This window comes from Amycolatopsis sp. NPDC047767 (genome assembly GCF_040704195.1).
Taxonomy (GTDB): domain Bacteria; phylum Actinomycetota; class Actinomycetes; order Mycobacteriales; family Pseudonocardiaceae; genus Amycolatopsis.
Genome location: NZ_JBEYSJ010000007.1, coordinates 66,986 through 88,467 on the forward strand (window position 1 = coordinate 66,986; position 21,482 = coordinate 88,467).

General features: G+C 68.4%; 18 protein-coding genes. 9 read left to right on the plus strand and 9 right to left on the minus strand.

Going from position 1 to position 21,482, the window contains the following annotated elements; all coding sequences use genetic code 11:
* Positions 1-10: 10 nt before the first annotated feature.
* Positions 11-1,003, minus strand: coding sequence for an alpha-ketoacid dehydrogenase subunit beta (locus tag AB0878_RS15005; RefSeq protein ID WP_366580087.1), 993 nt, complete (start codon positions 1,001-1,003; stop codon positions 11-13).
* Positions 1,003-2,208 carry a pyruvate dehydrogenase (acetyl-transferring) E1 component subunit alpha gene (pdhA, locus tag AB0878_RS15010; protein WP_366580089.1) on the minus strand — a complete coding sequence of 402 codons (1,206 nt, stop codon included), beginning with the start codon at positions 2,206-2,208 and terminating at the stop codon, positions 1,003-1,005. Before pdhA ends, AB0878_RS15005 begins: the two co-directional genes overlap by 1 nt.
* Before the next feature lie 352 nt (positions 2,209-2,560).
* Between pdhA and AB0878_RS15015 the strand changes: the two genes are divergently transcribed.
* From AB0878_RS15015 to AB0878_RS15030, 4 genes are all read left to right on the plus strand, one after another.
* Positions 2,561-3,991: a M20/M25/M40 family metallo-hydrolase gene (locus AB0878_RS15015; protein ID WP_366580091.1), complete on the plus strand. Its 1,431-nt coding sequence runs from the start codon at positions 2,561-2,563 to the stop codon at positions 3,989-3,991.
* 232 nt (positions 3,992-4,223) lie between these two features.
* The gene (locus AB0878_RS15020; protein ID WP_366580093.1) at positions 4,224-5,165 is read left to right on the plus strand and encodes an ABC transporter substrate-binding protein; all 942 of its coding nucleotides are present in this window, start codon (positions 4,224-4,226) and stop codon (positions 5,163-5,165) included.
* Between the two features lie 24 nt (positions 5,166-5,189).
* Positions 5,190-6,143: an amino acid ABC transporter permease gene (locus tag AB0878_RS15025; RefSeq protein ID WP_366580095.1), complete on the plus strand. Its 954-nt coding sequence runs from the start codon at positions 5,190-5,192 to the stop codon at positions 6,141-6,143.
* Positions 6,140-6,913, plus strand: a complete 774-nt coding sequence (locus tag AB0878_RS15030; RefSeq protein ID WP_366580097.1) for an amino acid ABC transporter ATP-binding protein — start codon at positions 6,140-6,142, stop codon at positions 6,911-6,913. Before AB0878_RS15025 ends, AB0878_RS15030 begins: the two co-directional genes overlap by 4 nt.
* Before the next feature lie 57 nt (positions 6,914-6,970).
* Here the strand turns inward: AB0878_RS15030 and AB0878_RS15035 are convergent, their stop codons facing one another.
* The 4 genes from AB0878_RS15035 to AB0878_RS15050 form a co-directional block, all read right to left on the minus strand.
* A complete protein-coding gene (locus AB0878_RS15035) occupies positions 6,971-7,717 on the minus strand; it encodes an ESX secretion-associated protein EspG (RefSeq protein WP_366580099.1) in 747 nt (248 codons plus the stop codon).
* A 283-nt stretch (positions 7,718-8,000) separates the two neighbouring features.
* The gene (locus tag AB0878_RS15040; protein ID WP_366580100.1) at positions 8,001-9,257 is read right to left on the minus strand and encodes a hypothetical protein; all 1,257 of its coding nucleotides are present in this window, start codon (positions 9,255-9,257) and stop codon (positions 8,001-8,003) included.
* A 3-nt stretch (positions 9,258-9,260) separates the two neighbouring features.
* Positions 9,261-9,863, minus strand: coding sequence for a DUF3558 domain-containing protein (locus tag AB0878_RS15045; RefSeq protein WP_366580101.1), 603 nt, complete (start codon positions 9,861-9,863; stop codon positions 9,261-9,263).
* On the minus strand, positions 9,864-10,376 hold the full coding sequence (locus tag AB0878_RS15050; RefSeq protein WP_366580103.1) for a hypothetical protein: 513 nt from the start codon (positions 10,374-10,376) through the stop codon (positions 9,864-9,866).
* A 281-nt stretch (positions 10,377-10,657) separates the two neighbouring features.
* Between AB0878_RS15050 and AB0878_RS15055 the strand changes: the two genes are divergently transcribed.
* Both AB0878_RS15055 and AB0878_RS15060 read left to right on the plus strand, forming a co-directional pair.
* The gene (locus AB0878_RS15055; RefSeq protein WP_366580105.1) at positions 10,658-12,958 is read left to right on the plus strand and encodes an oxidoreductase; all 2,301 of its coding nucleotides are present in this window, start codon (positions 10,658-10,660) and stop codon (positions 12,956-12,958) included.
* A 17-nt stretch (positions 12,959-12,975) separates the two neighbouring features.
* Positions 12,976-13,437 (plus strand): SRPBCC family protein, encoded by a 462-nt coding sequence (locus AB0878_RS15060; RefSeq protein ID WP_366580107.1) that lies wholly within the window; start codon positions 12,976-12,978, stop codon positions 13,435-13,437.
* 717 nt (positions 13,438-14,154) lie between these two features.
* On the opposite strand, the gene AB0878_RS15065 is transcribed toward AB0878_RS15060, so the two are convergent.
* A complete protein-coding gene (locus AB0878_RS15065; protein ID WP_366580109.1) occupies positions 14,155-14,811 on the minus strand; it encodes a hypothetical protein in 657 nt (218 codons plus the stop codon).
* 151 nt (positions 14,812-14,962) lie between these two features.
* On the opposite strand from AB0878_RS15065, the gene AB0878_RS15070 reads away from it, so the two are divergent.
* From AB0878_RS15070 to AB0878_RS15080, 3 genes are read left to right on the plus strand one after another with little or no spacing between them, the layout of a single operon-like run.
* On the plus strand, positions 14,963-16,807 hold the full coding sequence (locus AB0878_RS15070) for an NHL domain-containing thioredoxin family protein (RefSeq protein WP_366580111.1): 1,845 nt from the start codon (positions 14,963-14,965) through the stop codon (positions 16,805-16,807).
* A 39-nt stretch (positions 16,808-16,846) separates the two neighbouring features.
* Positions 16,847-17,140 (plus strand): co-chaperone GroES, encoded by a 294-nt coding sequence (locus AB0878_RS15075; protein WP_360598303.1) that lies wholly within the window; start codon positions 16,847-16,849, stop codon positions 17,138-17,140.
* A 24-nt stretch (positions 17,141-17,164) separates the two neighbouring features.
* Positions 17,165-18,997, plus strand: coding sequence for a VanW family protein (locus AB0878_RS15080; protein WP_366580113.1), 1,833 nt, complete (start codon positions 17,165-17,167; stop codon positions 18,995-18,997).
* Positions 18,998-19,073: 76 nt separating this feature from the next.
* Here AB0878_RS15080 and AB0878_RS15085 read toward each other — a convergent pair whose 3' ends face one another.
* Together AB0878_RS15085 and AB0878_RS15090 are read right to left on the minus strand one after the other, a co-directional pair.
* Positions 19,074-19,349, minus strand: coding sequence for a GlsB/YeaQ/YmgE family stress response membrane protein (locus AB0878_RS15085; protein WP_364054317.1), 276 nt, complete (start codon positions 19,347-19,349; stop codon positions 19,074-19,076).
* 213 nt (positions 19,350-19,562) lie between these two features.
* Complete coding sequence (locus AB0878_RS15090; protein WP_366580115.1) at positions 19,563-21,407, minus strand: acyl-CoA dehydrogenase; 1,845 nt, start codon at positions 21,405-21,407, stop codon at positions 19,563-19,565.
* Positions 21,408-21,482: the final 75 nt, after the last annotated feature.

Consider the following 21,482-nt stretch of genomic DNA (forward strand, 5'->3'; position numbering starts at 1 on the left):
GGGTTCCCCCTTACCAGTTCAGCGAGCGGTCGACGGCGTGCAGCACCCGGTCCAGGTCGGGGAGGTAGTGCTCCTCGAGCTTGGCCGGCGGGTACGGCGTGTCGAAACCGGCGACGCGCAGGACGGGGGACTCCAGGGAGTAGAAGCACTCCTGCTGCACGCGGGCCGCGATCTCCGAGGTCAGCGACGACTCCGACGGCGCCTCGCTCACGGCGATCAGCCGGCCGGTCTTGCGCACCGACTCGAACACCGGACCCAGGTCGAGCGGCGAGAGCGTGCGCAGGTCGATGACCTCGAGCGACTTGCCCTCGTCCTCGGCGGCCGCGGCGGCGTCGAGCGCCACCTTCACCGACGGACCGTAGGCGACGACGGTCGCGGTGGTCCCCTCGCGCACCACCCGCGAGCTGAAAACGCGGCCCGGCGAGGTGTCGGTGTCGACCTCCATCTTGAGCGCGCCCGAGTGGTAGAGCTTCTTGGGCTCGAAGAAGAGGATCGGGTCGTCGGAGCGGATGGCCTCCTGGATGCCCCAGTAGGCGTCGACCGCGTTGGAGATCGAGACGACCTTCAGGCCGGCGATGTGCGAGAACAGCGACTCGGGCGACTCCGAGTGGTGCTCCACCGCGCCGATCCCGCCGCCGAACGGCACGCGGATCACCACGGGCATCTTGATCTTGCCCTGCGTGCGGTAGTGCAGCTTCGCCAGCTGCGACGAGATCTGGTCGAACCCGGGGAAGATGAACCCTTCGAACTGGATCTCGCACACGGGCCGGAACCCGCGCACGGCCAGGCCCACGGCGGTGCCGATGATGCCCGACTCGGCCAGCGGCGTGTCGAGCACGCGCTGCTCGCCGAAGTCCTTCTGCAGGCCGTCGGTGATGCGGAAGACGCCGCCGAGCTTGCCGACGTCCTCACCCATGATCAGGACCTTCGGGTCCTCTTCCATCGCGCGGCGCAGGCCGAGGTTGATGGCCTTGCCGATCGTGAGCTTCTGCAGGTCCGCCATCAGTGCTCACCCGCCGTGGCAAAACCGTCCAAGTAGGACAGGAACTCTTCCCGCTCCGCGTCGAGAACCGGCGACGGCTCGGCGTACACGTTGGCGAAGATCCGCTCGGGCGGCGGCTCCGGCATGTTGAACGTGTAGTCGCGAAGCTGCGTCGCGAACTCGTCGGCTTCGGCCTGCACGGCGTCGAAGAAGTCGTGGTCCGCACCGCCGCCACGAGCGAGGTACGCACGCACGCGTTCGATCGGGTCCTTCAGCTTCCACTCCTCCAGCTCGTCGGAGAGCCGGTAGCGGGTGGGGTCGTCGGTGGTGGTGTGGGCGTCCATCCGGTAGGTGAAGGCCTCGATCAGCACCGGGCCGTTGCCGTGCCGGCACTCCTCCAGCGCCCACCGGGTCACGGCGAGGCAGGCGAGCACGTCGTTGCCGTCCACGCGGATGCCGGGGAAGCCGTAGCCGCGGGCGCGCTGGTACAGCGGCAGGCGCGACTGGCGCTCGGTCGGCTCGGAGATGGCCCACTGGTTGTTCTGGCAGAAGAAGACCAGCGGCGCGTCGTAGACGGCGGCCCAGACGAAGCCTTCGTGCACGTCGCCCTGCGAGGTGGCGCCGTCGCCGAAGTAGCAGATCGTGGCTTCGCCGTCGTCGTCGCCGACCTTGCCTTCGAACTTCTGGCCCATCGCGTAACCGGCGGCGTTGAGCACCTGGTTGCCGATGACGATCGTGTACGGGTGGAAGCCGTGGGCCTTGTAGTCCCAGCCGCTGTGGTCCGTGCACCGGAAGATGCCGAGCAGCTCACGCAGGTCCACGCCGCGCGTGTACGCGACGCCGTGCTCGCGGTAGCTCGGGAACGCCATGTCGGTGGGCTTCAGCGCGCGGCCGGAGCCGATCTGCGCGGCCTCCTGGCCCAGCAGTGGGACCCAGATCCCCAGCTGGCCCTGGCGCTGCATCGCGTTGGCCTCGCGGTCGGCGCGGCGCACCAGCACCATGTCGCGGTACAGGTTCCGCAGCACCTCGTCGTCGACGTCCGCGACGTACTTGTCGAACTGCGGCGACGGGACTCGCTGACCTTCGGGGGTGAGCAGCTGAGTCAGCTCAGCGCCACCTTCGCTCGTTGCTCGCAGACCCGCGATCACCTGTTCGGGCGAGGGCTTGGCCGCTACGGCGGCGGGCCCGTCTCCAGGTTCCGGGTGCGTCCACTGTTCGGACGGCATGCGCTGTATCTCCTCGGTGTCGGCGCCACGGTGGCCGCTTGTGGCGGCCACAGCGACTGCACCGGCGGGAACCAGCGCCCCGGATTCGGGGCGCCTGGCCACCGTCGGCGTTGACGGTTCTCGCCGCCATCCTGGCACGAAGCCCGGCGCGATGGTGAGCCGCGGATGCTGATTTGTTGCTGAGATCCGGGCGCCTGAACAGGCAAAACGCTGGGAACTCCGAGTATGGGACGGACGATGATCGGGAATCCGCACCGGTGCCCACCAGGCGTCACCGGGTGGGCACCGGCCGCGTCCGGGTGGTGGGTTTCACGAACTCGAGGGCGGTCGTGACGTCGGTCACCGTGGCAGGATGGCCGGCGTGGAACAGAAATCCGTACGTGAAACCGTCGTCTCGACGTGGATCAACGACGTCGTGCCGAGCCTGTCCGGGCTCGTGGCGATCCCGGCGTTGTCCCCGGCGTTCGACGCGGACTGGGCCGCGAGCGGTCACCTCGCCGCGGCCGTCGAACACGTGAAGACGTTCATCGCCGGGCGCGACCTGCCGGGCGTGTCGATCGAGGTCGTGCAGCTCGAGGGGCGTTCCCCGCTGCTGTTCGTGGACGTGCCCGCCACCGCGGGCGCCACGGGCAAGCCGACCGTGCTGATGTACGGCCACCTCGACAAGCAGCCCCCGGTCGGCGGCTGGTCCGAGGGGCTCGGCCCGTGGACCCCGGTGATCCGCGACGGCCGCCTCTACGGCCGCGGCTCCGTTGACGACGGCTACTCCGGCTACGCGGCCGTGTCCGCGCTGGAGGCCGTGCGCGCGGCCGGCGGCGAGCACGCGCGCACCGTGGTGCTGCTGGAGACGGGTGAGGAGTCGGGCAGTCCCGACCTGCCGGCGTACGTCGAGCACCTGTCCGAGCGGCTCGGCGAGGTCGGCCTCGTCGTCTGCCTCGACGCCGGTGGCATGGACTACGAGCGGCTGTGGCTGACCACGAGCCTGCGCGGGATGCTGCACCTCACCGTCACCGTGCAGCTGCTGGCGACGGCCCAGCACTCGGGCCTGGCCAGCGGCGTGGTCGCCTCGTCGTTCCGCGTGCTGCGGCAGCTGCTGGAGCGCATCGAGAGCGGCGAGACGGGTGACATCAAGCTCGCGGAGCTCAACGTCGAGGTGCCGGCCAGCCGCCTGGCCGAGATCGAGGCCGTCGCCGAGGTGGCGCCCGAGAAGCTGCAGACGGCGTTCCCGCTGGTCAGCGGCGGCCGGACGATGTCGGAAGACGCGCTGGAGCTGCTGCTGAACAACTACTGGCGGCCCACGTTGTCGATCATCGGCGCCGACGGTTTCCCGCTGCCCGCCAACGCCGGCAACGTGCTGCGCGAGAGCACCACGCTCACGCTGAGCTTCCGCCTGCCGCCCACGGCCGAGGCGGCTCCTGCGTTGGCCGCGGTCAAGCGCGCGCTGACCACGGACGTGCCGTATGGCGCTTCGGTGACCATCCACGAGGACGCGCAGGCCGAGAACGGCTGGAACGCGCCCGAGGAGGCGCCGTGGCTCTCGGCCGCGCTGCGCCGCGTCAGCGACGAGGTGTTCGGCCGCCCCCACCGCGCCGCCGGCATGGGCGGGTCGATCCCCTTCATGGGCCTGCTCGGCGAGAAGTACCCGCAGGCGCAGTTCCTGGTCACGGGCGCGTGCGGCGCGGATTCCAACATCCACGTGCCGGACGAGTGGCTGAACCTGGACTACGCGCAGCAGGTCACGGAGGCCGTCGCGCACATCCTCGACGCGCACGCGCGCAGCTGAGGTCGTGGTGAAAAGTCCCGGCGCCGGTTGGCTGGTGCCGGGACTTTCCCAACCGTGGATATCCACTGTAGACCTTGTGGTTTGGACCACACACTGTTCGCGTCTCACCTGACACCGGGAGTCACGACTGCATAGGGTGAAACTGCGCCGTAACGTACAGGTGCTGTGCTTACCCGCTATCGAGTGGCAATATGCGTGCTCTCGACAGTTGAGAACTACGAGGAGTGACGAAGTGGCCCGAGGACACCAGATGAAGGCGCTCGCCCTTCTCCCGGCTTTCGCGCTGGTCGGCCTGACCATGGCCTGCGGCGCGGGAGGCAGTGGCGCGGGCGATGCGGGGAGCAACAGCTCATCGGCTGCGGCTCCTGGGGGCTCGTCGGACATCCCGGCCGTGGCCAAGGACGACAAGCTCGCCGCGATGGTGCCGGCTTCGGTCACCAGCGACGGCAAGATCCTGGTCGGTCAGGACCAGACCTACCCCCCGAACGAATTCCAGGACGAAGGCGGCAAGGTCACCGGTTTCGATGTCGATCTCGGCACCGCCATCGGCCAGAAGCTGGGGCTCAAGATGGAGTTCCAGAACGCCGCCTTCGACGGCATCATCCCCGGCATCCAGGCCGGCAAGTACGAGCTCGCGATGTCGTCGTTCAGCATCAACCCCGAGCGGCTGCAGACCGTCGACATGGTCAGCTACTACAAGGCCGGCACGTCGCTCGCCGTCCTGAAGGGCAACCCGGACGGGCTGAACGTCGACGACCTGTGCGGCAAGAAGATGGGCGTGCAGAAGGGCACCACGCAGGTCGACGACCTGCAGACGCGCTCCGACGCCTGCACCAAGGCGGGCAAGCCGGCCATCGACGTGACCCAGCTGCAGGCGCAGACGGACGTCAACCTGGCGCTGACCGCCAAGCGCGTGCAGGGCGAGCTCGCCGACTCCCCGGTGATCGACTACGCGGTGAAGCAGACCGGCGGACAGCTGGAGGTCGTCGGCGCTCCGTATGACACCGCGCCCTACGGCATCGTGCTCAAGAAGGACAGCGGCGACTACACGAAGGCCGTTCAGCAGGCCGTGCAGGCGCTGATCGACGACGGCACGTACAAGAAGATCCTCGACAAGTGGGGCCTGTCCGGTGCGGGCGCTGTGACCACGTCGGAGATCAACCCGGCTTCCTGAGGCCGTAGATAGGACGCAGTTCTCGTGCCCAGTAACTTCGACGCTCCTCCGACCGTGGAGGTGCCGGCCGACACGACACCCATCAAGGCCGTCCCAGTGCGCCACTACGGGCGCTGGGTGGCCGGGGTGATCATCCTTTTCCTCGCGTTCATCGTCATCCGCAGCGTCGTCACCAACCCCAACCTGCAATGGTCGGTGGTCTGGGAGTACATGTTCAACGACCGTGTGCTGCGCGGTCTGCAGAACACGTTGATCCTGACGGTGATTTCGATGGTCATCGGCATCATCGGCGGTGTCCTTCTCGCCGTGATGCGGCTGTCGCCGAACCCGCTCATGAAGGGTGCTGCGGGGATCTACGTCTGGTTGTTCCGCGGCACTCCGCTGATCACGCAGCTGGTGTTCTGGAACTTCCTGGCGTTCGCGTACCCGCGGCTGGGCCTCGGCATTCCGTTCGGCCCGGAGTTCGTTTCGTGGGACACCAACACGCTCATCAACCAGTTCACGGCTTCGCTGCTCGGCCTCGGGCTGAACGAAGCCGCCTACATGGCGGAGATCGTGCGCGGTGGTATCCAGTCGATCGACTCCGGCCAGCTCGAAGCGTCGTCGGCCCTGGGGATGAAGCGCACGACCACGTTGCGGCGCATCATTCTTCCGCAGGCGATGCGGGTGATCATCCCGCCGACGGGCAATGAGACGATCTCGATGCTCAAGACCACGTCGCTGGTCGTGGTGATCGGGTACTTCGAGCTGATGGTCGCGGTGCAGACCATCTACGCGCAGAACTTCAAGATCATTCCGTTGCTGCTGGTGGCGGTGATCTGGTACCTGATCATGACGTCGATTCTGACTGTCGCCCAGTACTTCATCGAACGCCACTTCGCTCGTGGGACCACGCACGGCGTTACGGAAAAGAACAGGTGGGCCACTCGGATGTTCGGATTCCGCGCCGGGCGCCAGGGTAGCGGAGGTATCGGATGACGCCGGTCGTTTCCGCGCAGAAGATCTGCAAGAGCTTCGGTTCTTTGGAAGTGCTGAAAGGCATTGATCTCGAAGTCCACGAACGTGAAGTGCTGTGCCTCATCGGCCCTTCCGGCTCCGGCAAATCCACCCTCCTGCGTTGCATCAACCACCTGGAGAAAATCGACGCCGGCCGCCTGTACGTCGACGGCGTCCTCGTGGGCTACCGGCAGCGAGGCGACAAGCTCCACGAACTGCGGGAAAAAGAGGTCGCCTTCCAGCGCAAGGACATCGGCATGGTGTTCCAGCGCTTCAACCTCTTCCCCCACATGACCGCGCTCGAGAACGTCATGGAGGCCCCGATCCAGGTCCGCCGCGAACCTCGCTCCGAGGTCCGCCAGCGCGCCCTGGACCTTCTCGACCGCGTCGGCCTGGCGGACAAAGCGGGTTCCTACCCCGCTCAGCTTTCCGGCGGCCAGCAACAACGCGTCGCCATCGCCCGCGCGCTGGCCATGCAGCCCAAACTGATGCTCTTCGACGAGCCCACGTCCGCCCTGGACCCGGAACTCGTCGGCGACGTCCTGGGCGTCATGCGCCAACTCGCCAAAGACGGCATGACCATGGTCGTCGTCACCCACGAAATGCAGTTCGCCCGCGAGGTGGCCGACAAGGTCCTCTTCATGGACGGCGGCGTGGTCGTCGAGGCCGGCCCACCCGCCCAGGTGATCGGCGACCCGCGTCACCAACGCACGAAGGAATTCCTCGCCCGGGTCCTGAGCCCGAACGCTTGATTCGTCGGTGTGGCCGCTTCCCCACGGGAGGCGGCCACACTGCTGTTCAGACCTTGATCAGCGGCCGCTGCGCAGCTCGTTCTCCAGCTGCTGCACCTTTTTCACGAGGTCCTGCGGCCCCGCCCCGGCCAGGCTGATCCACCCGGACTTGTCCACCCCGAACAGGATCCGCCCCTGTTCCGTGTCGATCCACCCCGGCGGATTCTCATTCCGCAAGCGCTTTCCCCTGCTGTCCCGGACCGCGACGTACAGCCGCCCGAAATACGTCTTTGGCGTCCGCAGCCACTGCACCACCTGTTTGGCGTCGCGAATACTCGGGCTCGTTTTGCTCGGAATCACGCCACTCTTGATCGCGTTGAAGTCCGCGTCCGAACAATTCAACGACGCGATCCGCGCCGGCGCCGCCTCCGGCAGCAGCAACGCGAACTCCCGCGCCAACGCCTCCGCCGAACATGGCGCGATGTACAGCACCTGATCGACCGCCACCACGGTCACCGCATCCCGCCCACTCGACGCGGCGCGCACGGTCCGCTCACCCTTGTCCGACTTCACCCACGAGTAGTACTCGACCCCCGGGCGCTGCAGCAGCTGCAGCGCCTCGACGAAGTCATCGTCCAGCCGTCCGCCGCGCGTTAGCCCCCGCCGGTTCAGCTCGGCGTCCGTGTCGGCCGCCAGCTGCTTCCGCTCGTCCGGCGAGTACCACAAGGCCCCGCGCACGAGCGTCGGGTGGATGTCGCCGAGGTTGAGCCGATCGAGCAGCACCTCGTACGTCTGCAGGCTCAACTCCACCGGCTTGCGCAGCACTTTCCCACTCCCCCTTTGTCAGACTTCGGCAGCCGGCGCCGACGGAATTGTTGCTTGCCATCGGAAAGCGGGTGTTCGCCATTTAGTCCGTGTGGCATCGCCGCCGTGCCTCCCCGCACGGGCCGCTCCAACTCGGGTGCGGCCTACCCTCTGTTCAGGTCCCGCTTCGCTAGGTGACTTTAACAGGGCCCAACCGTCCACAAGGACGCTTCCGCCCCAAGATCACCCGCCTCGGTAGGGCGGCCGACCACCCGCCGGCCGCCCTCGGCTTCTGCTACGCCTCCTAGGCCCCGATCACCGGCGGGGTGGGCTTGTCGCCGTCGTACCCGCCGAAGATGGAATCCGGGTCCTCTTCGGACAGGAGGATCTTGCGCTGGTGCTCCTCGTCCTCGGGCCCCTTGCCACCCTTGGCCCCACCGGCACCCATGCCACCCATCCCAGGCTGGCCCTTGGCACCCGCGGCACCCATCCCACCAGGCCTGGCCGCACCGGCACCTTCGCCCATCGCGCCGGCCCCAGTACCCGCACCGGCGCCGACGCCGCGCCCCATCCCGGCCGCACCGCCGCTCGACGCACCGCCACCGCCAGGCCCGAAACCACTACCGCCGCCACCCGGCCCGAAGCCGCCTCGGCTGCCGCCCGGCCCGAAGCCACCCCCGCCGCCGATCCCACCACCGAAACCACCGACGGGCCCGAATCCGGGACCGAAGCCGCCGCTGTTACCACCGCCGGGCCCGTTGATCCCAGTTCCCCCAGGGCCCTGCCATGACGGCGATCCGGGTCCACCCGGGGTCTGCGTCGGCCCCGCAAACGCGGCACTCGTGCTGTCATTCGCCGCCGGCGTGTTCACGCCCGCCGTCGAGTGCCCGGGCGGCGGCGGTGCGTGGTAACCGGCCGCTCCCGGCGGGGCGGTGTACGTGCTCGGTCCGCCGGTGTAGCCGCCGGAGTACCCGCCAGAATGCCCACCACTACCGGAAACATGGCTGCCGCCGGGCTTCCCGGTGTCGATGCGATCGGGCGTGATCCCACCGGAAGACACGCTGGGGTCGTGCGCCGCAGGATAGTCCACCGGGATGTTTTCGGATCGGGCCTGGCTGCCGCCCGAGTACTGGTTGTAAGTGGCGACGTTCGCATTTGTGTCGGTGTCGAACTTCGCCGCTTTCTTCTCGTCGTCGCTGGCGCCGATCGATAGCCAGTCTTCGATCGTGTTGTCATCTGGCCTGGAATCGTCCACCGGTACGACGGAATTCTTCGCCGTGGTGAATGCGGCGGACTGCTGCTCGATGGACTCACGCATGGTGTCCATCTTGTTGGCTGCGGTGCGCGAAGTCGTGATAAGGGGCGTGAGTCCCGCGCTTCCCGAGTCGGCAGCTTGACCTTTCCAGAAGGTGTTCAACGTGTTCTGGCTGTCGGTCAATTTGTCGGCGACGTCGTTGTGGATGGTCTTGAGATCTCCGCACCCACGGCCTACCCGGTCCATGCTGGAGGTGTCGCCAGGGTCGTGAAGCTGCTTGTAGATATCAGCACCTGTCAGCGGCATGGATCAGCTCGCCTTCAACCGATTGATGACGACCGCGCCCAACTGGGCGGCCATTTTGCAGGGGTCGGAGAGCTCCGGGTTGCCGTCACGAAGGTGGGTGATCACGGTGTAGGTCAGGTCGTCGCGCACGCCGATTGCCAAGGAGCAGTTGCCCGGCCCCTCGCCGCCTTGGCTGTAGACCACAGCAGGGTAACCGGCGACAGGGTCGGAGGGCTTGAACGTGGTCAAGTGCCCAGCCTTGTTCTCGAGATAGAGGCTGTTCAACCCTTCCTTGTTCCCGGTGATGAAGGCGCCGGCGATGTTCCCGGTGTCATTGGCGAAAGTCCATTGGCAGGTCTTGCCTGGAACGGATTCGTAGACGCTGGTTCCCTTGACTGGGCCGCCGAATTGTGCGACTTCGTCCGTGGTGGCCGCCGCGCATGGATCTGTCTCGTAGCGCTGAGTGTTTGTCAGAGGCTGGGAAACCTTCGGCGCCAGCATGGAACCACCGGTCGGCGAGGTTGGCGAAGCCGGTGCTGCCTGCCCGCCGGTCGACCCGCCGCACGCAGACGCGGTAAGCGCCGCAAGGCCGATGACGAGCAGCGGGAATACGCTTCGGTTTCGCATTCAATCGACCTTCCTGAGCCCGCGAAGCGCGTCGATCGCGGCCTGATCCTGGTTCACGTACGCAGAGCGGATTTCTTTGAGGGCGTCGACGTACGCTTTGACGTACTGCACCGTGCCCTGGAGGTACTGGTTATAGACGATGGTGGAGTGGATGGCCGCGTCGATGTAACCCCCGCTCGCCTGGTCGCTTCCGGGGGGTCGGACCTGCGCGAACTGCTCCGCGATGCTTTGGGCTCTCGTGTAGTCGCCGTCGAGGCTGTCCTCGAGTTGCTGGATCACTTTGTCCATGGAGGCGGCGTCGAACTGCCAGCTGCGATTGTTGGCCGCGGCGGCGAAGTCGGCCTTGGCCTGGCCGGATCCCAAGGCCGTGAAGTCCGGAGGTGGGCCCGAAGTCACCGTCTGGCCGCCCGCCAGGGGTACCGGCGGTGCGCCCGGTGGCGGCGGTGCCGTCTGCCCCGGTGTGGCGAGCTCGTTTTGAAGACCCGACAGCTGGCCGGGTTGTCCGTCTGGCATCGTCGTGCCTCCCCGCACGGGCCGCTCCGATCCGGGGTGCGGCCTACCCTGTGTTCAGATTCAGCTCCAGCAAGTGACCTTAACAGGGACGACTCCCCCACAGGATCGGTTCCCACAAGATCACCCGGCGTGCTCAAGTAGCTCGTCAAACGTTGAAAATCCCGCCCTAACTGGCGATCTGTCAACAACCACCCGCTACTCCATTAGGACGCTTGCCATTCCTCCTCCCTTCCGATTCGCTTAGGGCACCACCAGCGGCAGAAGGCAGAGCGAGGGGGCACGTGCCGACCGACACGACGCTGCCGCCGCTGGATCCGTTTGCCGGGGTGCCCGACAAGAGGTACGAGGTGAAGGCCGCGGACCTGCTGAAGCCTGGGTCAACAGGGATCCTCAGGTGGCGCAGGCAGGCGACCAACGCGCCGATCGTGCAGGTCGAGGACGCGTACATCACCGGGACGTTCGACCTCAGGGCCGCCGAGTCGGGCTACCTGTTCCGCTTCGAGCGGTGCCGGTTCGAGTTTCCGCCGGATGTGCGGGAGGCGAACGTGCTGGGGCTCGTCTTCCGGAAGTGCTGGTTGCCGGGGCTGAAGGCGCGCAACCTCAGGAGCCGCAACGATGTGCGGTTGATCAGGAGCGTCGTGGAGGTCGGGCCGGAGGACAGTGAGATCCCCGAGACCACGATCATGCGCGGCGACGATCGCGAGCGCGGCATGCCGAACGCCGCCGTGAACCTCACCGACGCCGTGATCGAGGGGTCGGTCGTGCTCACGCGCACGACGATCAAGCACCCCCATGGCAAGGCGATCCAGGCCGACCGGCTCGTGATCACGGGTGCGCTGCTCGCGTATCGCATGGTGGCGCGCGGCGAGGTGCGCGTGCCGGGCATGCGCACGGGCGGCAACGTGAACTTCTCCGGCGCGACGTTCGACAACCCCGACGGCTTCGCGTTCAACGGCAACGGCATCCACATCGGCGGCAGCCTGCTGTGCGAAGTGGACAACTACGGGCCTGCCGCCGAGCGGAAACGGTTCTCCGCCAAGGGTATCATCTACTTCCCGAGCGCCACTGTGGACAGTGACATCGTGCTGCGGGAAGCGAAGCTCACCGTGGACCAGCGCGGGCCGGTGGCCGTGGACGCGTGGAAGTCGAACGACCCGTACCTCGACCCGCGGCCCGCGCTCGTCGCCGACCGGCTGAAGGTCGACGGCAACCTGGAGCTGTCGGACGGGCTGCAGGCGTTCGGCACGCTGCGCATGGTCAACGCGCGCATCGGCGGCTCGCTCAGGCTGGCCGGCGCGGAGATCAAGATGGTGCGCGGCCGCGCGACGCCGTACTACGACCGCGCGTTGCACCTCGACGGGTCGTCGATCGGGGGCGACGTCGAGGCCACCAGCCTGCGCGTGCCCGTGGGGCAGCTGCGGATGGCCGACGTGCAGATCGGCGGCAACTTCCTCGCGTGGAACTCGATGTTCCTGCATCCCGGGCGCGACGTGTTCTCCGCGCGGCGCGCCAAGATCGCAGGTAACTTCCAGCTCACCGACGCGACGTTGCAGGGCACGGTGCGCCTGCAGGGCGTCGAGGTGGGCGGCAGCGTGAACCTCTACGGCAGCAAGCTCACTGAGCCCGGGCAGCGGACGTCGTCGAGCTTCTCGCTGGACGTCCGCACCGCGCGCATCGGCCGTGACCTGGTGCTGACGGAGAACAAGGACCGCGCGTTCGTCGCGGAGGGCGGCGTCAACCTCGACGGCGCGCAGATCGCGCGCCGCCTCGAGCTCGGCGGCGCGCAGCTCGGATCCCTTCCGTCGCACGGGATCGCGCTCGACGCGAGCGACGTCACGGCCGACGAGTTCCTCTTCGGCTTCCACACGCCGCCCGCGGGACGCGTCGTGCTGCGCCGCGCGCACTGCGGGACCCTCGGCGACACGGAAGAGTTCTGGGCCGCCGAGGACGGCATCGAGCTCGACGACTTCCGTTACGACGCCCTGAAACGCGGCATTCCCCTCGACGACGACCGCGCCCTGGACCACCGCATCGTGCTGCTGAGCAAGGCGATGCGCGGCTACCGGCCCGGCCCGTACGACCAGCTCGCCGCGACGCTGCGTGCGGCCGGCAACGAGGAACACGCGTCGACGGTCGGGTTGCGCAAACAGCAGTTCCGCTACGACGCGCTGGCGAAGGGGTTCAAGATCTTCGGCCCGGGCGTGCGGCTGTGGAGCTTCCTGCAACGCTCGATGGTCGGCTACGGCTACCGGCCCGTCCGCGCGCTCGGCTGGCTGCTGACGCTGCTGGTGCTCGGCAGCCTGTGGTTCGGCCTCGGCTCGGACGACTGCGTGCAGAACCCCGGCCGCTACGCCGTCAGCGGGCCGCGCTGCCTGGTCAACCAGCAGGACACGGGGCTGCAGTGGAACCCGGTGATCTACACGGCCGACCTGCTGGTGCCCATCGTCGACTTCGGCAACAAGTCGCGCTGGTACATGCACGGCGCGGACAACTGGGTGGCCGCCGGCTTCACCGTCTCCGGCTGGCTCCTCGCGACGACCGTCGCGGCCGGCTTCGGCCGCATGGTGCGCCGGGACAGCTGAGGCCATACCCTCGGTATGTGACGGCACCCGCGGCTACCGGCTCCCTCTCGATCGCGGCGCCTTGTTCGGTCGTCTACGCGCTGGTCAGCGACCCCGCGCGCCTCGCCGACCTCGCCGCGGAGTACCACGCCCACCGCTGGCTGGACGGCGCCACGCACGCCACCGTCGGCGCCCGCTTCCGCGGCACGAACCGCCGCGGCCTCCACCGCTGGACCACCACCTCGACGATCACCGCCGCCGACGAGGGGCGCCGCTTCGCCTTCGAGGTGGCCTTCGGGCCAGTGCCGATCTCGCGGTGGGAGTACGTGATCTCCCCGGCCCCCGGCGGCTGCGTGGTCACCGAGAGCACGTGGGAACGGCGGCCGGCCTGGTTCCGCCTGCCGGGCGCAGTGGGCACCGGCGTGTGGCACCGCGCGGCGGCGAACCGGGCGAACATCGAGGCGACGCTGGCGCGGTTGAAGGCCGCCGCGGGAGCTTGAGCTCAGCCGCCCTTGACCGCCCGCTGAAGCTTCGTCGGGAGCCTTCCTTCGCGGCTTTCCAGTGGCACAAGTACGGCTCTTACCAGCTCTTTTGCCCCATCGGCGCCGCCCGGACATGCCCCCGCCCTCCCTGGGGGGCGTCCCCGCTCCAGTCTACCGGCGGGGTACGACAGGGAGCCCGGAAAACGGGCGGGGAGGGCCGAGTTGTCCACAAGTGGAGGGGCGGTGTGGATAACTCGGGATCCGCGGTGGTCGGAGGCGAGCGGAGGGTTCGAACCCCCGGAGAGTGCGGGAGCAGTGGTGCTTCGTCAAAGGCGTGGGTCGAAACGTCGACCGCTTGGGCGTGGCCGAAATGTTGACCGCTGTGGTCACGGCTCAAGTGGCGCTTCGGCGGTGTTTCGGCCACGGCGGGCGGGCGGGCGGGTCGGGTACAGAGGCGACCCTGCGACGGCCTCCAACCAGGCACGGCCGGCGCTTCGGCGACCGCGGGCGTCTCGCACGCGCGGCGGGTGATCGACACCAAAGCTGCCCGTGATGCCCTCAAGCCAGCCACAGTCGACACTCGGCGACCGCGGGCGCCTTGCACGCGAGGCGGGTGGCCGACATCAAGGCCGCCCGCGATGCCCTCAAACCAGGCCAGGTCGACACCTCAATGACAACGCGCCAACACGGTTTGCCGCCAACAAAACCAGCCACAACCTCAACCCAAACCCGGCCTCAGTCGACCAGTTCCGACCAGAACTCCACCTCACGAACCCCACCCACCGGCTCATCCCCCAACACCCCCGCCGACGGGCCAGTCGCGCTCACCGACCCCAAACCCGCAGAAGAAAGCCCCAACCCGCCACCCGAATCCTCAGCCGGTTCCCCACCGAACTCCCGCCGCACATACCCCCGCAGATCCCGCCCGCATACGGCCACATCGGCCTGATACACCGACAACACCGGATACCCCGCCTCACCAGCCACTCCCGGCAAGTACCGATGCCCACAAACCGGCACCAGTTGCGGCACCGCAGCCAATAACCGCCGAGCACATGCCAGCGCGTTCGACAAAACCCGAGGCCGCGCGCCCCAGGAGTCGTGCCAGAAGCCGTTGTGCTCGATCGCGTACAGCAGCCCGTCGACCGGCCAATCCAAGCGTTTGCGCAGGTGGTCCGGGTTGCCGTGCAGCCAGTCCGGCCAGCGGTCGCCCACGGGGACGCCGGCGGTGAGGAACACGCGGTGGTCCAGGGAGAACCGGAAGCCGAACTGGGATTCGACGTCGTCGAGTTCGGTCGGCGACAGGCCCGGGCGCAGGGGTTCTCCTAGGCGTTCTTGCAGGGCGCGAGCCTCCTCCAGGGTGAGGATTTCCGCCGGCTGGACGTGTGGCATGCGAAGAAGCGTACGTACCGTCAACCGCGCCCCGCGCGTCCTTTTTCGGCGGCTTGACGGTCGTCCGGAAAACTCCCTCGGCGGGGTGAGGTTCTTCTCTCAGACCGTGGATAACGGAACACGCGGCAGCTACGTGTAGTTCACTCGTCGCGTGAGTTCCGCACAGGCGCGAGTACGCGCACCCGAACTGACCGGCGACGTCTGGCTCAACACCGGCGGCCGGCGACTCTCCCTCGCGGAGCTGCGCGGGCGGATCGTGCTGCTCGACTTCTGGACCAGTGGCTGCATCAACTGTCTGCACGTGCTCGACGAGCTGCGCCCGCTCGAAGAAGAATTCGGCGACGTCCTGGTGACCGTCGGGGTGCACTCGCCGAAGTTCCTGCACGAGGGCGAGCGTGCGTCGATCGAGGCGGCCGTGCGTCGCTACGAGGTGCACCACCCCGTGGTGAACGACCCGAAGATGGAGCTGTGGTCGCAGTACGCGGTGCGTGCGTGGCCGACGCTGGTGGTCGTCGACCCCGAGGGTTACGTCGTGCACGTCGCCGCGGGTGAGGGGCACGGCGAAGCGCTGCGGCGCGTCGTGGCGGAACTCGTGACGAAGCACGCCGCGAAGGGCACGCTGCGCCGCGGCGGCAACCCGTACGTGCCGGTCGAAGAGCAGCAGACGGAGCTGCGCTTCCCGAGCAAGGCCGTCGCCACGGCGGGAGGCCGCATCCTCGTCGCGGACACCGGGCACCACTCCGTGGTCGAGTTCGCGTCCGACGGCGAGACTGTGATCCGCCGCTTCGGCAGCGGTGAGCGCGGCGCGCAGGACGGGCCGTTCGACCTCGCCAGCTTCACCGAACCCTCGGGCATCGCGCTGCTGCCCAACGACGTCGCGCAGCGCGCCGGCTACCACGCCGTCGTCGCAGACACCGCGGGTCACCGGCTGCGCGGCCTCGACCTCAACACCGGCGAGGTCACCAGCGTCGCCGGCACGGGCAACCAGTGGCGCAACGGCACCGACACCGGCAAGGCCCTCGACACCGACCTCACCAGCCCGTGGGACGTCGCGTGGTGGGCGCCCGCCGGCGGCGTCGTGGTGGCCATGGCCGGGAACCACACGCTCAGCGTCTTCGACCCGATCTCCGGCGACATCCGCCGCTTCGCCGGCACCACCGTCGAAGGCCTCAGAGACGGCGACGTGCGCGAAGCGTTCTTCGCGCAGACGTCCGGCCTCGCGCCCGACGGCGACAAGCTGTGGCTCGCCGACGCGGAAACCTCGGCGCTGCGCTGGATCGAGCCCGAGGGCGAGACGTTCACCGTGCACACCGCCGTCGGCACCGACCTGTTCTCCTTCGGCCACGCCGACGGCCCGGCCGACGAAGCGCTGCTGCAGCACCCACTGGGCCTGGCCGTGCTGCCCGGCGACCGCATCGCGATCGCCGACACCTACAACGGCGCCGTCCGCCGCTACGACCCGTTCACGCGCGAGGTCACCACACTCGCCACTGGCCTCGCCGAGCCGCAGGGCCTGCTGCTGCACGACGGTGGCCTGTTCGTCGTCGAGTCAGCCGGCAACCGCCTCGCGCCGGTCGGAGCCCAGGTCACGACCGTGGCCGGCGAGAAGAACGCAGTCCGCCGCCCGCCGACGGTGCTCGCGCCCGGCGACGTCGAGTTCGCCGTGGTCTTCACGCCGCCGCCGGGTGAGAAGCTCGACGACCGCTACGGCCCGTCCACGCGGCTGGAGGTCAGTGCGTCGCCGCCGGAGCTGCTCGCCGACGGCGCCGGCATCGGTACCGACCTCACCCGCCGCATCCGGTTCGCCGACGGCGTAACTGAAGGCGTGCTGCAGGTCGTCGCCCAGGCGGCCAGCTGCGACGAGGGCGGCGAGCACCCCGCGTGCCGCATCACGCGGCAGGACTGGGGCGTGCCGGTGCGTTTCGAAAGCGGTGGTGAGCGCACGCTCAGCCTGGTCATGGCGGGTGAACCGAAGCCGGTGGCACCCGGTCAGTAGCATTGGGGCGTGCCTGACAAGCCCAAGCTCCAGATCCAGATGCTGCAGGACCGCGTGCTCGTGCGCCTGTCGCCGGAGGAGGGCGAACGCCGCAGCAGCGGCGGAATCGTGATCCCGGCGACCGCGCAGGTCGCCCGCCGGCTCGCCTGGGGTGATGTACTGGGCGTCGGCAACAGCGTGCGCAACGTCAAGCAGGGCGATCGCGTGCTCTTCAACCCGGAGGACCAGCTCGAGGTCGAGATCCAGGGTGAGGGCCACTTCGTGCTGCGCGAACGGGACATCCACGCCGTCGCCACCGAGCGGACCGAACACGGCACGGGGCTCTACCTGTAGCTCCCCGGCCACGGGAGGGCAGGCGTGCGCGAAGACGAGACCCCGCAGGACCTCTTCATCGACGACCTGCTGCCCGAGCGCGACGAAGACGACCTTGCCACCGAGATCTTCGCCGTCGTCGACGGGCCGCCGCTGCCGGAGACCCCGCAGCGGCGCCTGCGCAAAGGGGTCGCGCGCACGTTCATGATCGTCGGCTGCGCCCTGGGCCTGTTGGTGCTGCTGTACGCGATCGACCTCGTCACCAGCGCCGGCGACGTGCCGCGCGGCGTGCTCGTGGCGGGCGTCGGCGTCGGCGGCCTCTCCCACGCCGAGGCCGAGGCCAAGCTGCGCGCGGAGCTGCAGCCGCGGCTGACCCAACCGGTGGTCCTGCACGCGGGCGACGTCACGACGTCGATGGTGCCCTCGGACTCCGGCCTCGGCCTCGACTGGCCGGGCACGCTCGCGCAGGCCGGGCACCAGCCGTTGAGCCCGATCACGCGGCTGCTGTCGTTCTTCACCACGCGCGACGTCGGCGTGGTCACCCGCTCGGACCAGGAGCAGGTGGCGCAGGCGCTGGGCACGCTCGCGACGGACAAGCTCAACCACCCGCTGGTCGAGGGCAGCATCGGCTTCCAGCCGGGGGCCGACGGCGCCGTCACGGCGTACCCCGTGGAGCCGCGCCAGGGCCAGCAGCTCACCGACGTGCGGGCGGCCGCGCAAACCGTGGCGGACGGCTGGCTCGCGCCCGGCGGCGTGACGCTGCAGATGGCCGTGACACCGCCGAAGGCCACGTCGAAAGGCGTCCACGCGCTGCTCGACCAGGTCGTCGACCCCGCCGTCGCCGCGCCGGTGGTGTTGCACGGGCAGGGCAAGGACGTCGCGCTGACGCCGGCGGCCATCGCGGCGTCGTTCCAGTTCGCGCCGCGCGACGGTGGTTCGCTCGAGCTGCGCATCGACCAGGGCAAGCTGCAGCAGGCCGTGGAATCCGACCTCGCGTCGACCGAGACCGACGGGCGCAACGCGGAAATCGTGTTCACCTCGGGCACGCCGACGGTCAACCCGTCCGAAGACGCGCGGAAGATCAACTGGGCCAACACATTCAAGACGCTCACGACCGTGCTCGCCAAGCCGACGGGACGTGACCTGCCGGTGGCCTACGACGCCACGAAGCCGAGCCTGTCCACCGATGCCGCCAACGCGCTGGGCATCAAGGAAGTGATCGGCGAGTTCACCACGAGCGGCTTCTCCGGCCCCGCGGCCACGAACATCCAGACGTTCGCCGACCGCGTCTCCGGCGCCATCGTGAAACCCGGCGACACGTTCAGCCTCGGCGCCCGATCGGGCGCGCGGACCGCGGCCGCCGGCTACGTCAGCGCGCCGGCGAACGAAGACGGCACCGGCCCTTCCGTTGTGGGCGGCGGGGTTTCGCAGCTCGCGTCCACTTTGTACAACGCGGCGTACCTGGCCGGCCTCGGCGACGGCGGCCACCTCGCCCACGACCACTACCTCGACCGCTACCCCGCCGGCCGCGACGCGAAAGCCATCGACGACGCGGGGAACCCGGTGGAGCTGAAGATCACCGACAACGACGACACGGGCTTCGCGATCCAGGCCAGCGTCAGCGGGAATTCCGTCACCGTGCGGATCTGGGGCACGAAGCACTACGTCATCGAGGGCCGCACCGGGGGCACGTCGGACGAGGTCTCGCCGACCGTCCAGTTCGGACCCGGGCCCGACGGCGCTTGCCGGCCGTCGATCGGCGCGCCGGGCTTCAGCGTGTCCGACACGCGTGTGTTCCACGACCTGGCGACGGGCAACGAAGTCCGCGAAGAAACGCGCAACACCACCTACGCGCCGCAGCCGATCGTGGTCTGCTGACCAACTGCGTCGGCAGTCCACAAAGAACGGCCCGGCGCCGCCTGAGCGGGGCCGGGCCGTCCATAGTGGATCAAAGCTACCTGTTGACGCTGCGCCTGCCGTAGAGGTTCGCGGCCAGCGTCACGCCGATCGCGGCGAGCACGACCTGCGTGATGATCTCGAGCCAGTCGATGCCGTCGGTGTTGGCGTAACCGATGCCGCGAGCGATCGCGGTGCCGATGAAGGCCGCGATGATACCCACGATGATGGTGAGCCAGAGCGGGATCGATTGCTTGCCGGGCACGACCAGTCGGCCCAGCAGGCCGAGGATCAAACCGATCACGACGGCACTGATGATGCCTGCAATAGTCATCGTCACTCCTCATGCCTGATGGGGTCCGCGGTCCTGCCGCGGACTTGGTCCCGGAGTGCCCCTGGGGCGGGCGGCCGAAACCTGCGGCAGTTCTGATTACACCCCCCGCGTGCCCGGTCACGGCCATTCGCGGCAGGTGACGTCACCTGAAAGAAATACGGACGCCCCCGAACCGAGATCGGCCGGGGGCGTCCGCAGGGGAAACGAGGAGGCTCAGAAAGCGGCCTCGTCCAGCTCCATCAGCGCGTTGTCGGCGCCTTCGACAATCGTGCGGCGCGAGGACAGCTCCGGCAGCACGGACTTCGCGAAGAACGAAGCGACGGCCACCTTGCCCTCGTAGAACGGCACGTCCTTGGCCGCCGCGCCCGCGTCGAGCTTGGCGATCGCGACCTCGGCCTGCTTGAGCAGCTGCCAGCCCACCAGCAGGTCGCCCATCGACATCAGCAGCCGCACGGTGTGCTGGCCGACCTTGTTGATGCTCTGCGCGTCTTCCTGCGACGCGGTGAGGTAGCCGATCATCGCGCCGAGCATGCCCTGCGAGTCCTCGAGGGCCTGCTTCAGCAGCGCACGCTCGTTCTTGAGCCGGCCGTTGCCCGCCTCGGACTCGATGAACTTCGTGATCTCACCGGCGAGGAACGCGAGCGCCTGACCCTTGTCGCGCACGATCTTCCGGAAGAAGAAGTCGAGCGACTGGATGGCCGTCGTGCCCTCGTAGAGCGAGTCGATCTTCGCGTCGCGGATGTACTGCTCGATCGGGTAGTCCTGCAGGAAGCCGGACCCGCCGAGCGTCTGGAGCGACTGCACGAGCTGCTCGGTGGCGCGCTCGGAGCCGACACCCTTCACGACCGGCAGCAGCAGGTCGTTGATGCCGTGCGCCAGCTTCAGCGCCGCCTCATCGCCGTCCTGCGTCCACAGCTGGTCCTGGAACGACGCCGTGTACAGGTAGACCGCGCGCAGGCCCTCCGCGTACGCCTTCTGCAGCATCAGCGAACGGCGCACGTCCGGGTGGTGCGTGATGGTGACGCGCGGCGCGGTCTTGTTGAGCATGTTCGGCAGGTCGGCGCCCTGCACGCGCTCCTTGGCGTAGTCGCGCGCGTTGAGGTAACCGGTCGACAGGGTGGCGATGGCCTTGGTGCCCACCATCATCCGGGCGTACTCGATGACCTGGAACATCTGCGCGATGCCGTTGTGCACCTCGCCGAGCAGCCAGCCCTTGGCCGGGGTGCCGTGCTGCCCGAAGGTCAGCTCGCACGTGGTGGACGCCTTGATGCCCATCTTGTGCTCGACGTTCGTCACGAAGGCGCCGTTGCGCTCGCCCAGCTCGCCGGTCTCGGAGTCGAAGTGGAACTTCGGCACGAGGAACAGCGAAAGGCCCTTGGTGCCCGGCTTGGTCTCGATGCCGGGACCCTCGGGGCGCGCCAGCACGAGGTGCATGATGTTTTCGCTCATGTCGTGCTCGGCCGAGGTGATGAACCGCTTCACGCCGTCGATGTGCCAGGAGCCGTCCTCCTGCTTGACGGCCTTGGTGCGGCCGGCGCCGACGTCGGAGCCCGCGTCGGGCTCGGTCAGCACCATCGTGGCGCCCCACTGGCGGTCGATCATGAGCTGCGCCCAGCGTTTCTGCTCTTCGGTGCCGTTGTTGTTCACGATCATGGCGAAGTTCGGGCCCGCCATGTACATGAACAGCGGTGCGTTGGCGCCGAGGATCAGCTCGGACGCGGCCCACTGCACCGTGGGGGGCAGGCCGAAGCCGCCGAGGTCGTTGGTGAGGCCGAGGCGCCACCACTCGCCGTCCAGGAGCTGCTTGTAGCTCTTCTTGAACGACTCGGGGATCTTCACGCTGAAGGTCTTGGGGTCGTACACCGGCGGGTTGCGGTCCGCGTCGGCGTAGGACTCGGCGAGCGGGCCGGTGGCGAGCTTGTTCAGCTCCGAGAGCACGCCGCGCGCGGTCTCCTCGTCCGACTCGGCCAGCACGCCCTTGCCAAGGCGGTCCTGCACGCCGAGTACCTCGAAGAGGTTGAACTCCAGGTCTCGGACGTTGCTCTTGTAGTGGCCCATGTCGTCACTCCGTGTCGTGTTCGGCTTTCCGGCCGGGCACATGTTCCCTTACTCGCCGGTAACTTCAGGATATTA

Coding starts and splice junctions, on each gene's coding strand:
- AB0878_RS15065 (WP_366580109.1), bottom strand. CDS start 14,811: ATGCCACACGTCCAGCCGGCGGAAATCCTCACCCTGGAGGAGGCTCGC.
- AB0878_RS15015 (WP_366580091.1), top strand. CDS start 2,561: ATGGCCGGCGTGGAACAGAAATCCGTACGTGAAACCGTCGTCTCGACG.
- AB0878_RS15045 (WP_366580101.1), bottom strand. CDS start 9,863: ATGCGAAACCGAAGCGTATTCCCGCTGCTCGTCATCGGCCTTGCGGCG.
- AB0878_RS15005 (WP_366580087.1), bottom strand. CDS start 1,003: ATGGCGGACCTGCAGAAGCTCACGATCGGCAAGGCCATCAACCTCGGC.
- pdhA (WP_366580089.1), bottom strand. CDS start 2,208: ATGCCGTCCGAACAGTGGACGCACCCGGAACCTGGAGACGGGCCCGCC.
- AB0878_RS15040 (WP_366580100.1), bottom strand. CDS start 9,257: ATGCCGCTGACAGGTGCTGATATCTACAAGCAGCTTCACGACCCTGGC.
- AB0878_RS15085 (WP_364054317.1), bottom strand. CDS start 19,349: ATGACTATTGCAGGCATCATCAGTGCCGTCGTGATCGGTTTGATCCTC.
- AB0878_RS15050 (WP_366580103.1), bottom strand. CDS start 10,376: ATGCCAGACGGACAACCCGGCCAGCTGTCGGGTCTTCAAAACGAGCTC.
- AB0878_RS15030 (WP_366580097.1), top strand. CDS start 6,140: ATGACGCCGGTCGTTTCCGCGCAGAAGATCTGCAAGAGCTTCGGTTCT.
- AB0878_RS15090 (WP_366580115.1), bottom strand. CDS start 21,407: ATGGGCCACTACAAGAGCAACGTCCGAGACCTGGAGTTCAACCTCTTC.
- AB0878_RS15075 (WP_360598303.1), top strand. CDS start 16,847: ATGCTGCAGGACCGCGTGCTCGTGCGCCTGTCGCCGGAGGAGGGCGAA.